Raw genomic sequence first — 12525 nt, 5'->3', positions numbered from 1 at the left:
GAAGAAAGTTGCGCAAGCTGCACATGAGCGGCAGTGCGGAATCAGCACCGGAATTTGAGAGCGTAGCCCGTGAACTCCGTCGTGCATGCCGACAATCACGGTATACAACTCGCTCCAACACCTCCTCACAACACGCGCACGTCGCACGCTGAGTCGCAGACCAAAGTCTAACGACGGATCGGCCGTATCTGTTGACATAATTCGACGACTTTTCTCCGCCAATTCTCGCTTTGCACGAAGATGTGCGCTGTAGCGAGCAGGCGGTCGCGCGATGACGACGTCAATCGAGAAAGCGAGTGAAGTCGGAGACAGGTGCGCGCTCGGTGATGAGCGTGTTCTCGATGGCAGCGAGGTTCGCATAACCCATCGACATACCGCAGACGACCATCTCATCTTCGGTCAGCGCGAGATGCTCAGCGATGATCCGATGGAACTGCGTGAAAGCGGCCTGTGGACACGTATCGATGCCGCGAGCACGCGCCGCCACCATTACGGCCTCTAGAAACATGCCGTAATCGAGCCAACTGCCCTGCTCCATCACGCGGTCGATCGTAAAGATGATGCCAACCGGCGCATCGAAGAAGCGGAAGTTGCGCGCGTGCTGCGCGTGCATGCGTTCCTTGTCGGCGCGCTCGATACCGAGCAAGCCATAGAGATCCCAGCCGACCTTGCGGCGCCGGCTCTGGTACGGATCAATCCACGTGCGCGGGTAGTACGGATACTCCTCGCGATGCAGCGTATCGACCTCCGGATGGTCATACGCCGCCAACACGGACTCGGACAAGCGCGCCTTGGATTCACCCGTCAGCACATAGACCTTCCACGGCTGCGTATTGCTGCCGGACGGCGCACGGCGCGCCACGTCGAGGATCGCTTCGATGTCTTCGCGAGCAACGGGCGTCGGCAGGAACGCGCGCACGGACCGGCGCGAAGTGATTGCCTGATCCACGAGTTCGACTTCTGCGGAGACGGGACGTCGGTCGGTCATGGCGATGCGCAACATTCAAGCGGTGATATTGGATGCAAGCGGCTCAAGCACGGCACGCAGCGCATCGGGCAGCGGCACCGGTCGACGCGTTTCGCGGTCGACATAGACGTGCACGAAATGGCCCTGCGCTGCGGCCTCTTGCGCGTCGCCGCGGAACAGGCCCACCTCATAGCGCACGCTCGTGTTGCCCAGGCGCGCAACCCGCAGGCCTGCCACGACCGGGTCGGGAAACGACAGCGGCGCGAAGTAATTACATTGCGTCTCGATGACAAGGCCGATGGTGTCGCTATGCTCCGGATCCAGCACGCCCTGCTGGATCAGGTAGGCGTTCACCACGGTGTCGAAGTAGCTGTAATAGACGACGTTGTTGACGTGGCCGTAGACGTCGTTATCCATCCAGCGCGTGGTGATGGTGTGGAAGTGGCGGTAGTCGTCGCGCGTCTGGCGTGGCGTACTCATGGGCAGCAGGCGGGTGGCAATGGAAAGTGATCAGGATACGCCAGCCCCCGAACCTCGGTCACTTGCGGATAACGAGCGCCACACCACAAGCGGCAATCACCATGCCGAGCGCTGCCAGCGGCGGAAAACGCTCGCCGAACAGCGCCCACGCCATCACGGCAGTCGTCGGCGGCGTGAGATACAAGAGCGACGTCACCTTGGTGGCCGCGCCCTTGCGGATCAGCACAAACAGCAGCGAGATCGCGCCAATTGACAACGCGAGAACCGACCACACCAGCGACCCGATCATCGGCAGCGTCCAATGCACCTCGCGCGTCTCGAACAGAAACATGAACGGCAGACACAGCAGCGCCGACGCCCCGAACTGGATGCACGCGCCCATCCGCAGATCAAACACCGGGCAATGGCGCTTTTGATACAGCGTGCCTACGGTGATCGAGAGCAACGCGCCCACGCAAAGTGCAAGCGTCGTCGCGCCAACGCCCGCCAGATGCAGCTTATTCGCTACCACGAGGCCTACACCTGCGATGCCGCACAGTAGACCCGCCCATTGGCGGCGCGACACACGCTCCCCGCGCATCGAGACATACAGGGCCGTCAGAATCGGCTGCATGCCGACGATCAGCGCCGTCATGCCTGCCGGCATGCCCAGCTTGACCGCCGCCCATACACCTGCCAGATAGCCCCACTGCATCAGCAGACCAGCCACCGCGATGTGACCGACCGTCACCCAATCGGTCTCGGCCGTGCCGGCGCGGCGCGGCAGCGGCACGCGCGCCAGCCATACCAGCGGCAGCAAGCACACCAGCACGCCAACGAAGCGGAAAAACAGGAACGTGATCGGCTCGGCGTACGGCATTCCGTACTTGGCCACGATAAAGCCCGTGCTCCAGATCAGCACGAATAGCCAGGGCATGGCGACGACAAACAGGGAGCCGCGCGCTGAGGCTGGCGCGACGGAAGACGCTGGGGTCATGCGGAAAGCGGAAGAAAGTTCGATGCGGCGGCAGCCTCGTGGCGAGCCGCCCAACGCTGTGCGTGCCGGGCAGCCAGCGCGATGGTTTGCGCGTGGACGGCCACGGTATCGTCGATATTGTTGCCGTAGCCGCCCGCCATGGTAACGGCAATCGGTATGCGACGCTGATAGGCGAAGTCGAAGACTTCCTGATCGCGCCGGGCCAGACCCTGCAGGGTCAATTTGAGCCGGCCGAGGCGATCCCCTTCATGGGGATCCGCGCCGGCCAGATAGATGATCAACTGCGGCTTGAAGCGCCCGGCCAGGATGTCGAGTGCGCCAGTCAGCGCCTGCAGATAGTCCTCGTCGCCACAGCCATCGTGCAGGCCGATGTCCAGATCCGACGCCTCCTTACGGAACGGGTAGTTCTTCTCGCCGTGCAGCGACAAGGTGAAAACGGTGGCGTCATCGCGCAGGATCGACGCCGTGCCGTTGCCCTGATGCACGTCCAGATCGATGATGGCGACCGGGAAATCCGCCGCCGACCTGCCTGATTGGCGCTGCATCCAGCGCGAGGCGATGGCTGCGTCATTAAATACACAGAAGCCGCCGCCCTTGTCCGCATAGGCATGGTGAGTCCCGCCCGCCAGGTTGACGGCAATCCCATCCGCCAACGCGGCTGCGCTTGCGGCCATCGTTGCACCCGCCGAACGGCGGCTGCGCTCCACCATTTCCGGCGACCAAGGAAACCCGATCTCGCGCTGGCGCGCCGGGTCAAGCCGACCGGCGCTTACGGCCTCAACATATTCGGTCGTGTGCGCTAGCAGCAACGCGTCGTCCTCGGCGCGCGGCGCCTCATGCATGGACAGCCCCGGCACATCGGCCAACACCCGTGCACGCAGGTCGCTGTACTTGCGCATCGGAAACCGATGGCCAGGCGGCAGCGGCAAGACAAAATGGTCGGTATAGAACGCCCGCATGTGAATCAGAAATCGCAACGCAACAAAAATGGCACTCGGGCGCATCCTAACCTACGCTGCACTCGTGTGTTTTTTGAGACGGATTTACCGCCGGAAGTGGTCAAATGCATTTCGCCTGCACCACAGACACGCATTTTTCTGCCACAAAAAATCCCGCCAAACGGTTTGCGGCGCAATTCCTGTGCATAAAAAATCAACGATTTTTGATTTTTGTGCGATGCACAAATGGCGCTTGACACTGGTTGAACATTCAACAACAATGAAATTGTTGCGATGCACCATCCCTAATTTGATCGCGATGTCGCCTGGAAGGCCCGACGCAGACCGTCATGCTTTGTACATCTGGGCGATCTAAATTTTCATTTTGATTCCCCGACCCACCTTTGTATTTGGAGAGACAACATGCTGACTCAGGAACAGATCGCTGCGGCGCACAAGGCCAACCTGGAAACCTTCTTCGGCCTGACCAACAAGGCATTTGAAGGCGTCGAAAAGCTGGTCGAACTGAACCTGCAGGTCGTCAAGGCTACCCTGGCCGAGAACGTCGAACATGCCAAGAAGGCACTGACCGCCAAGGACGCCCAAGAGCTACTGTCGGTGCAAACCGCCGCCGTGCAACCCCTGGCTGAAAAGGTTCTCGCTTACAGCCGTCACCTGTACGAAATCGCTTCGGACACGCAAACCGAATTCAGCAAGGCAGCTGAAGTGCAAATCGCTGAAAACAGCCGCAAGCTGCAAGCGCTCGTCGACAACGTGTCGAAGAACGCTCCGGCCGGTTCGGAATCGGCAGTTGCCCTGGTGAAGTCGGCTCTGTCGGCCGCCAACAACGCGTACGACTCGGTGCAGAAGGCTACCAAGCAAGCTGTGGAACTGGCTGAAAGCAACTTCCACGCTGCTGCCAACGCTGCCAGCAAGGCAACCGCCCAAGCATCCGCCCAAGCGCGCGCTGCTACCGGCAAGAAGTCGGCAACGACCGCTGCCTAAGCGCTAAGCTGCTGCACTACCTGCTTGTTCAAGCGGGCCTCCTCCGGGAGGCCCGTTTTGTTTTGGCCGTCGAGCCATTCTTCCAAACACGTCGTTTGCGTGCATTTGCGCGGAACCCAAATGCGCGGGTGGTGGTCCATTCCACCGTGTTCGTTCGATTGTCTCCCCGGTCCCGCTACCGAAACCTGTCCTCAGTGGTGATCAGTGGGTACCTTTAGCCCGGCTTCGGCCGGGTTTTTTGTGTGCGCCTGAAACGTCTCGCTCTTCAAATTGCGAACTTTTGCACGCAGCCGACGCTCCATCCTGTATTGCGGCTCACCGCCCTCCTCCCCTGCCCAATGTCTCGCGAATCCCTCGCCAAGCGAAGTCTGATCGTCGCGGCTGCGCTTATCCTGCTGTTAGAAGAGTGGATATGGAACGTCATGCAGCAGGCAACCGCCCGTCTGGCGGCGCTCCCTTGGGTCCAAGCGGCGGAGCGGAAGTTGGCGCAGCTGGAGCCGATCGAAGCCCTCTGCGCCTTTGCCCTTCCCATGCTCGCATTGCTGCCGTTCAAGCTTGCGGCCGTCTACGTCCTGGCGCGGGGCCATCTCATTGCAGGCGCCTTGGTTCTGGTTGTGGCGAAAATCGTCAGTACCGGGCTGGGCGTGCGCATTTATTCCGCCGTTCGGCCACAGTTGCACACGATCGCGTGGTATGCGCGCTGGGAATCCGCGTTTCTGGCATGGAAGCAGCGCATGATTGCCGCCCTGCAGGCAACGCCGACCTGGCAAGCCCTTCAGGTTCGAATCGCCGTCTGGCGCGCCCGGCGGCATGGGCTAATGCAACAGATGTGGCGCCGCCTGATCGCAGCGGTGCGCCTGCTGCGCCGCCATCGGCGCCGAGCCGAACCTCGACACTGACCGGCCAACGGTCACTCCAAAGGCAAAGGGCCGCCCAATTGAGCGGCCCTTCCCCTTCGATTTGTCAGCTAGATTTCGAAGTTGTCTCCGAATTCTGGCAGTTAATTGCAGTTCAACGCTTGCGAGCCGGCGGCACGTCCGTGCAAACGCCCTCATAGATTTCTGCAGCCATACCTACCGACTCACCCAGCGTCGGGTGCGGGTGGATGGTCTTACCGATATCCACAGCATCCGCGCCCATCTCGATGGCCAGGCAAACCTCGCCGATAAGGTCGCCCGCATGCGTGCCGACGATGCCGCCACCGATGATGCGGTGGGTTTCCTCGTCGAAGATGAGCTTGGTGAAGCCCTCGTCGCGGCCGTTGGCAATTGCGCGGCCCGACGCAGCCCACGGGAAAACGCCCTTGCCATACTTGATGCCCTGCGCCTTGCACTGGTCTTCGGTCAGGCCTGCCCAGGCCACTTCCGGATCGGTATAGGCGACCGACGGAATCTGCTTGGCATCGAAATACGCCTTCTCGCCATGTGCGGCCTCGGCCGCCACATGGCCCTCGTGCACGGCCTTGTGTGCCAGCATCGGCTGCCCGACGATGTCGCCGATCGCAAAGATGTGCGGCACATTCGTGCGCTGCTGCTTGTCCACGTCGATGAAGCCGCGGTCGGTCACGGCCACGCCGGCCTTTTCCGCGCCGATGCGCTTGCCGTTTGGCGCGCGGCCCACGGCCACCAGCACCATGTCATAGCGCTGCGGCTCGGCCGGTGCGGCTTCGCCTTCGAACTTGACGTAGATACCGTCCGGTTTGGCTTCCACCCCGACCGTCTTGGTCTTGAGCATGACCTTGTCGAAGCGACCCTTATTCATCTTGTCCCACACCTTGACGAGGTCGCGATCAGCGCCCTGCATCAGGCCGTCGAGCATTTCCACTACGTCGATGCGAGCGCCCAGCGTGCTGTACACCGTGGCCATTTCCAGGCCGATGATGCCGCCGCCGATGACGAGCATCTTGGCCGGCACCTCGCGCAGCTCCAGCGCGCCGGTCGAATCGACGATGCGCGGATCTTCGGGGATGAACGGCAGCTTCACGGCCTCGCTACCTGCAGCGATGATCGCCTTGGCAAAGCGGATGACCTTCTTCTCACCGGTGGCCGCTTTGCCGGCGCCATCGGTCAGCTGGACTTCCAGATGGTTCGGATCGAGGAACGTACCGACGCCGCGCACGACTTGCACCTTGCGCGCCTTGGCCATGCCGGCCAGCCCGCCCGTCAGCTTGCCGATGACGGATTCCTTGTGCTTGCGCAGTTGGTTGATATCAACCGTGGGCTCGCTGTAGACAATGCCGTGTGCGGCCATGGCCTTGACTTCGTCCATCACGGCGGCCGTGTGCAGCAGCGCCTTCGACGGGATGCAGCCCACGTTCAGGCAGACACCGCCCAGCGTGGAGAAACGCTCGACCAGCACGGTGTTCATGCCCAGATCGGCGCTGCGGAAGGCTGCCGAGTAACCGCCCGGGCCGGAGCCGAGGACGAGCATGTCGCACTCGATGTCAGCGCCGCCGGCGTGCTTGGCCGCTTGCGGTGCGGGGGCCGATGCTGCCGGTGCGGCAGCAGGCGCCGCCACCGGAGCCGGAGCTTGAGCAGGCGCCGGAGCAGCAGCAGCGCCGGCTTCCGCCGTCGCGATCACCGTGCCCTTGCTAACCTTGTCGCCCACCTTGACCTTCACGTCGACAATCTTGCCGGCCACGTCCGACGGCACTTCCATGCTGGCCTTGTCGGATTCCAGCACGATCAGCGACTGCTCGGGCGCCACGGTATCGCCCGCCTTGATCAGCACTTCGATGACTTCCACCGCATCGAAATCGCCGATGTCCGGCACCTTGATTTCCACCACGCTCATTCCTGACTCCTTGTTCTTGTCGTCGGCACCCGGCATCGCCCGGGCCCGCTGACGCTTTTCAATCCTGCAGACGGACTGTGTGCACTTCGATCGGGCCGCCCGAACTCTTGTCGAACTCCACGCCTGCCGACACGCCCACCTGTGCAACGTCCGCCGCCGACTTGCCCGGCATATCGAACACCGCCGACATCGCACCCAGCGCAAAGTTGCGCCCCGAGCCAATGCCCCAGAAGCGGTCGAACGAAAACACCTCGCGGTACGAATAGACGCCGTAGATGCCGGTTGCGTTGGCGATCAGGCAGGTGATCTGCGACGACTCGTACGGGTCGTCGTCGTCTTCCTTGGTGTTGACGAAATACTCGTCCTTGAGCTTTTCGTGCACCTTGAGGAAGGTTCGGAAGACGTCGTCGCGCGTGCCGAGGCGGCACTCATCGGCCAGCCCCGCCAGCAGGCTCCGCATGACCGGAAAGTGGGCCGTCGTGCCCGCCAGCGCGATCAGCGAATCGCCCACCTGGAAGATCTTCTGGTTCTGCTCGTAGCCGCGCGCCAGGCGCGTATCGCCGAACGTCACGAGTGAATCGGCCGCAATCGCCACTTCGCCGTCTTTCTTGACCACCACGCACGTCGTCATGTCGTCCTCGCCATCAGTCTACTGACCAGTCCGCCGACCGCTGCAAACCCATGCGGGCCGGCACGCACAGGCTCGAAGCCAGATGCGTGCCGAGCCCGCGTGGGCTTACAGGCTGACGCGGCGGAAGTCCGCCAGCACGCTGGCCAGATACGCGTTGAAGCGCGCAGCCTCCGCGCCGTCGATCACGCGGTGATCGTACGACAGCGACAGCGGCAACGTCAGGCGCGGCACGAATTGCTTGCCGTCCCAAACCGGCTTCTGATAGCCGCGCGACAGGCCCAGGATGGCCACTTCCGGTGCGTTGATGATCGGCGTGAAGTTCGTGCCGCCAATACCACCCAGCGAAGAGATCGAGAAGCAGCCGCCCTGCATCTGGTCCGGCTTGAGCTTGCCTTCGCGGGCAGCCTTCGACAGGTCCGCCATTTCCTTGGCGATGTCGATCAGGCCCTTCTTGTCCGCATCGCGGATCACCGGCACCACCAGCCCGTTGGGCGTATCGGCCGCAAAGCCGATGTGGAAATACTGCTTGAAGACGAGGTTGTCGCCGTCCAGGCTAGCGTTGAAGGTCGGGAATTTCTTGAGCGCACCAACGACTGCCTTGATCACGAACGCCAGCATCGTGAACTTCACGCCGGCCTTTTCGTGGTCCTTGTTCATCTGCACGCGGAAGGCTTCCAGCTCGGTGATGTCCGCTTCGTCGTTGTTGGTGACGTGCGGGATCATGACCCAGTTGCGGTGCAGGTTCGCACCGGAAATCTTCTTGATGCGCGACAGCGGCTTCGGATCGATCGGGCCAAACTTGGTGAAGTCGACCTTCGGCCACGGCAGCAGGTTCAGCTCGCCACCGCCGGCCGGCGCACCCGCCGCAGCCTTGCCAGGCGCCGCGGCCTGGCCACTCATCACGCCCTTGACGTAGCGCTGCACGTCTTCCTGCGTGATGCGGTTTTTCGGGCCCGTGCCGCCAACGAGGTGGACGTCCACGCCCAGCTCACGCGCATACTTGCGCACCGACGGGCTGGCGTGCGCGGCCTTGCCCACCGTACCAACCGTATCCGCGGTGTACGTAGCGGGCGCTGCGGCCGGAGCGGCTGCGGGCGCAGCCGCAGGGGCCGGGCTCGGTGCAGCGGCAACCGGGGCCGGGGCCGGAGCTTGTGCAGGTGCAGGTGCAGGTGCCGGTGCAGCGGCAGCGCCGCCTGCGCCTTCCAGCACGACGATCAGCGTGCCTTGCGACACGGCATCGCCAACCTTCACGCGGATTTCCTTGACGACACCAGCGGCCGGCGAAGGCACATCCATCGTGGCCTTGTCCGACTCGAGCGTGATCAGCGATTGCTCGGCTTCCACCTTGTCGCCCACCTTCACGCTGATCTCGATGACCGGCACGTCGGTGTAGTCGCCAATGTCCGGCACCTTCACTTCAACGGCGCCGCCACCTGCGGCAGCCGGCGCAGGGGTAGGCGCTTGTGCGGCAGGTGCGGGCGCCGGCACAGCAGCGGCCGGAGCCGGCGCGGGTGCAGCTTGGGGCGCCGGGGCCGGCACGGCAGCAGCGCCCTGCTCTTCGAGCAGCAGCACCAGCGAGCCTTCCGACACGGTGTCGCCAACCTTGATCTTCACTTCCTTGACGACGCCGCTCTTGGGCGAGGGCACGTCCATGGTCGCCTTGTCCGATTCCAGCGTGACCAGCGAATCCTCGGCGTTGACGGTATCGCCCGCCTTGACCAGCACTTCGATCACCGGGACGTCTTTGTAGTCGCCGATGTCCGGCACCTTGATTTCTACGACTTGACTCATTCTTCTGTCTCCAGAGGTCTGGCGGCGAGAGCATCCGGCGGCGGACACGCGTTGCCCCGCAGGCTACCGCATCGTGCAGGCAAATGCACGTTGCGGGAAGTCTGTCGGGACGGTGCCCGGCCGGGACGCAACCCACGCGCCCGGCGGCTCCGTTATACGGTCATCGGGTTGGGCTTGTTCGGATCGAGGTTGTACTTCTTCAGTGCCTCGGCCACCTTTTCGCGCGGCAGCACGCCTTCGTCGGCGAGCGCCTTGAGCGACGCGACCGTCACCCAGTAGCGGTCCACCTCGAAGAAGTGACGCAGCTTCTCGCGGGTATCCGAGCGGCCGAAGCCGTCGGTGCCCAGCACCACGTAGCGACGCGGCACAAAGGCGCGGATCTGCTCGGCGAAGGTACGAACATAGTCGGTCGATGCGATGACCGGACCGCGTGCGTTCTTGAGCAGCTTCTCGACGTGCGACTCGCGTTGCGGAGCCGTCGGGTTGAGCAGGTTCCAGCGTGCGGTGGCGTTGCCTTCGCGGGCCAGCTCGGTAAAGCTCGGGCAGCCCCACAGGTCGGATTCGACGCCCCAGTCCTTCTTCAGCAACTCGGCCGCAGCAATCACTTCACGGAAGATCGTGCCCGAGCCCAGCAGTTGCACGCGCGGTGCGTTGCTGTTCTCGACGCCCTTCTTGAACTGATACATCCCCTTGATGATGTCCGCCTCGACACCCGCCGGCATTTCCGGGTGCTCGTAGTTTTCGTTCATCACCGTCAAGTAGTAATAGACGTCTTCCTGCTCGACATACATGCGACGCAGGCCGTCTTGCATCACCACCGCCAGTTCGTACTGGAAGGTCGGGTCATACGAAATGCAGTTCGGGATAGCTGCGTGGTACACGTGCGAGTGGCCGTCTTCGTGCTGCAGGCCTTCGCCGTTCAGCGTGGTACGGCCTGCGGTGCCGCCCAGCAGGAAGCCGCGCGAACGCATGTCGCCAGCGGCCCAGCAGAGGTCGCCGATACGCTGGATGCCGAACATCGAGTAGTAGATGTAGAACGGGATCATCGCCACGCCATGCGTCGAATACGACGTGGCGGCGGCAATCCAGTCGCACATGGCGCCGGCTTCGTTAATGCCTTCCTGCAGCACCTGACCCGTCTGCGATTCCTTGTAGAACATCAGTTGGTCGTGATCCTGCGGCACGTACTTCTGGCCTTCCTGGTTCCAGATACCAACCTGGCGGAACAGGCCTTCCATGCCGAACGTGCGCGACTCATCGGGCACGATGGGCACGACGTGCTTACCGATGTTCTTGTCCTTCAGCAGGATGTTCAGAATGCGCACGAACGCCATCGTCGTGGACACTTCACGGCCTTCGCCGGTGGCCTTGAGCAATGCGTCGAACGCGGCCAGCGCCGGAATCTGCAGCGGGTCGGCCTTCTGGCGACGGGCCGGCAGGTAGCCGCCCAGGTCCATGCGCGCCTTGCGCATGTATTCGAGTTCCTTCGAGCCTTCTTCGAACTTGACGTACGGAACGTGCTCGAGCTGATCGTCGGCAACCGGGATGTTGAAGCGATCGCGCAGCTTGCGGATGGCGTCCACCGGCATCTTCTTCTGCTGGTGGGCGATGTTCATCGCCTCGCCGGCTTCGCCCATGCCGTAGCCCTTGATGGTCTTGGCGAGAATGACGGTCGGCTGGCCCTTGTGGTTGCTTGCCGACTGGAATGCCGCGTAGATCTTGTGCGGATCATGGCCGCCGCGGTTCAGCGCCCAGATGTCGTCGTCGGACCAGTCGGCCACCATGGCCTTCAGTTCCGGCGTGTTGAAGAAGAACTCGCGCACATAAGCGCCGCTCTTCGACTTGAAGGTCTGGTACTCGCCGTCGACGCATTCCATCATGCGGCTCATCAGCAGGCCCTTCGTATCGCGGGCAAGCAGTTGATCCCAGCGGCTGCCCCAGATGACCTTGATGACGTTCCAGCCGGCGCCGCGGAATTCCGATTCCAGTTCTTGGATGATCTTGCCGTTGCCGCGCACCGGACCATCCAGGCGCTGCAGGTTGCAGTTGATCACGAAGACGAGGTTGTCCAGCTTTTCACGGCCAGCCATGCCGATCGCGCCCAGTGATTCCGGCTCGTCGGTTTCGCCATCGCCCAGGAAAGCCCAGACCTTGCGGTTTTCCCAGTTCTGGATCAGGCCGCGGCTAGCCAGGTACTTGGTGAAGCGCGCCTGGTAGATCGCCATGATCGGGCCCAGGCCCATCGACACGGTCGGAAATTGCCAGAAATCCGGCATCAGCCACGGGTGCGGGTACGACGAGATGCCCTTGCCGTCGACTTCCTGGCGGAAGCTGTCGAGTTGCTCTTCGCTCAGACGGCCCAGCAGGAAAGCGCGCGAGTACACGCCCGGCGCCGAGTGGCCCTGCACGAACACCATGTCGCCACCGTGCTTGTCAGACGGGGCGTGCCAGAAGTGGTTGTAGCCGACGTCATACAGCGTGGCCGCCGAAGCGAACGACGAGATATGACCGCCGACGTTCGTGTCCTTGTTCGCACGCAGCACCATCGCCATGGCGTTCCAGCGCGTGTACGAGCGGATGCGGTGCTCGATTTCCTGGTTGCCAGGAATGCGGTCCTGGTTCTCAACCGGGATCGTATTGATATAGGGGGTTTCTGCGTGCAGCGGAGACGTCACGCCGTTAATGCGTGCGTATTCGATCTGCTTGTCGAGGAGGAACGCCGCACGTTGCGGGCCTTCCGCGCCGATGACGCCTTGCAGCGCCTCCAGCCATTCCTTGGTTTCCTGGGGATCAACGTCGCTGGCGCTCGTGGCACCCAGGACTTGTTCTGGTACGGCCGACATGGCGGTCTCCTTGGTAGCAGTAACGATAGTTGCGTCTCTTGTGAGGTGCCCCACTGCTACACGCGTTTGCACGCACGCAAGGGCCACCCCGACTTTTGCGC

The 12525-nt window shown here is 62.7% G+C and carries 10 protein-coding genes; 2 read left to right on the top strand and 8 right to left on the bottom strand.

Features of this window, described 5'->3' with window-relative positions; all coding sequences use genetic code 11:
- Positions 1-280 precede the first annotated feature (280 nt).
- Genes ACTJK4_RS16160 through ACTJK4_RS16145 form a run of 4 tightly spaced genes read right to left on the bottom strand, consistent with a single transcriptional unit; the run spans position 281 to position 3427 of the window.
- Positions 281-988, bottom strand: a complete 708-nt coding sequence (locus tag ACTJK4_RS16160; RefSeq protein ID WP_232042939.1) for a nitroreductase — start codon at positions 986-988, stop codon at positions 281-283.
- Between the two features lie 15 nt (positions 989-1003).
- On the bottom strand, positions 1004-1447 hold the full coding sequence (locus tag ACTJK4_RS16155; RefSeq protein ID WP_232042940.1) for an acyl-CoA thioesterase: 444 nt from the start codon (positions 1445-1447) through the stop codon (positions 1004-1006).
- A 58-nt stretch (positions 1448-1505) separates the two neighbouring features.
- On the bottom strand, positions 1506-2423 hold the full coding sequence (locus ACTJK4_RS16150) for a DMT family transporter (RefSeq protein ID WP_260802378.1): 918 nt from the start codon (positions 2421-2423) through the stop codon (positions 1506-1508).
- Positions 2420-3427 (bottom strand): histone deacetylase family protein, encoded by a 1008-nt coding sequence (locus ACTJK4_RS16145; protein ID WP_440818387.1) that lies wholly within the window; start codon positions 3425-3427, stop codon positions 2420-2422. Before ACTJK4_RS16145 ends, ACTJK4_RS16150 begins: the two co-directional genes overlap by 4 nt.
- Positions 3428-3784: 357 nt before the next feature.
- Here ACTJK4_RS16145 and ACTJK4_RS16140 point away from each other — a divergent pair, with 357 nt between their 5' ends.
- The gene (locus tag ACTJK4_RS16140; protein WP_024975535.1) at positions 3785-4366 is read left to right on the top strand and encodes a phasin family protein; all 582 of its coding nucleotides are present in this window, start codon (positions 3785-3787) and stop codon (positions 4364-4366) included.
- 338 nt (positions 4367-4704) lie between these two features.
- Positions 4705-5265, top strand: a complete 561-nt coding sequence (locus ACTJK4_RS16135) for a hypothetical protein (protein ID WP_440818386.1) — start codon at positions 4705-4707, stop codon at positions 5263-5265.
- A gap of 112 nt (positions 5266-5377) precedes the next feature.
- On the opposite strand, the gene lpdA is transcribed toward ACTJK4_RS16135, so the two are convergent.
- The 4 genes from lpdA to aceE form a co-directional block, all read right to left on the bottom strand.
- The gene (gene lpdA / locus ACTJK4_RS16130; protein WP_440818385.1) at positions 5378-7159 is read right to left on the bottom strand and encodes a dihydrolipoyl dehydrogenase; all 1782 of its coding nucleotides are present in this window, start codon (positions 7157-7159) and stop codon (positions 5378-5380) included.
- Between the two features lie 58 nt (positions 7160-7217).
- Positions 7218-7790, bottom strand: a complete 573-nt coding sequence (locus tag ACTJK4_RS16125; protein ID WP_004635945.1) for an MFS transporter — start codon at positions 7788-7790, stop codon at positions 7218-7220.
- 105 nt (positions 7791-7895) lie between these two features.
- The gene (aceF, locus tag ACTJK4_RS16120; protein WP_440818384.1) at positions 7896-9581 is read right to left on the bottom strand and encodes a dihydrolipoyllysine-residue acetyltransferase; all 1686 of its coding nucleotides are present in this window, start codon (positions 9579-9581) and stop codon (positions 7896-7898) included.
- Between the two features lie 152 nt (positions 9582-9733).
- Entirely contained in the window at positions 9734-12424 is a 2691-nt protein-coding gene (gene aceE, locus ACTJK4_RS16115; protein WP_316871183.1) for a pyruvate dehydrogenase (acetyl-transferring), homodimeric type, read from the bottom strand.
- Positions 12425-12525 lie beyond the last annotated feature (101 nt).

The organism is Ralstonia sp. 22111, assembly GCF_052045895.1.
Lineage (GTDB): Bacteria > Pseudomonadota > Gammaproteobacteria > Burkholderiales > Burkholderiaceae > Ralstonia > Ralstonia wenshanensis.
This window is presented reverse-complemented; position numbering and strand designations above follow the sequence as displayed.

What these genes read in the sequence shown, in the direction of transcription:
- ACTJK4_RS16160 (WP_232042939.1), bottom strand. Translation starts at nt 988, where the DNA reads ATGACCGACCGACGTCCCGTCTCCGCAGAAGTCGAACTCGTGGATCAG.
- ACTJK4_RS16155 (WP_232042940.1), bottom strand. Translation starts at nt 1,447, where the DNA reads ATGAGTACGCCACGCCAGACGCGCGACGACTACCGCCACTTCCACACC.
- ACTJK4_RS16150 (WP_260802378.1), bottom strand. Translation starts at nt 2,423, where the DNA reads ATGACCCCAGCGTCTTCCGTCGCGCCAGCCTCAGCGCGCGGCTCCCTG.
- ACTJK4_RS16145 (WP_440818387.1), bottom strand. Translation starts at nt 3,427, where the DNA reads ATGCGCCCGAGTGCCATTTTTGTTGCGTTGCGATTTCTGATTCACATG.
- ACTJK4_RS16140 (WP_024975535.1), top strand. Translation starts at nt 3,785, where the DNA reads ATGCTGACTCAGGAACAGATCGCTGCGGCGCACAAGGCCAACCTGGAA.
- ACTJK4_RS16135 (WP_440818386.1), top strand. Translation starts at nt 4,705, where the DNA reads ATGTCTCGCGAATCCCTCGCCAAGCGAAGTCTGATCGTCGCGGCTGCG.
- lpdA (WP_440818385.1), bottom strand. Translation starts at nt 7,159, where the DNA reads ATGAGCGTGGTGGAAATCAAGGTGCCGGACATCGGCGATTTCGATGCG.
- ACTJK4_RS16125 (WP_004635945.1), bottom strand. Translation starts at nt 7,790, where the DNA reads ATGACGACGTGCGTGGTGGTCAAGAAAGACGGCGAAGTGGCGATTGCG.
- aceF (WP_440818384.1), bottom strand. Translation starts at nt 9,581, where the DNA reads ATGAGTCAAGTCGTAGAAATCAAGGTGCCGGACATCGGCGACTACAAA.
- aceE (WP_316871183.1), bottom strand. Translation starts at nt 12,424, where the DNA reads ATGTCGGCCGTACCAGAACAAGTCCTGGGTGCCACGAGCGCCAGCGAC.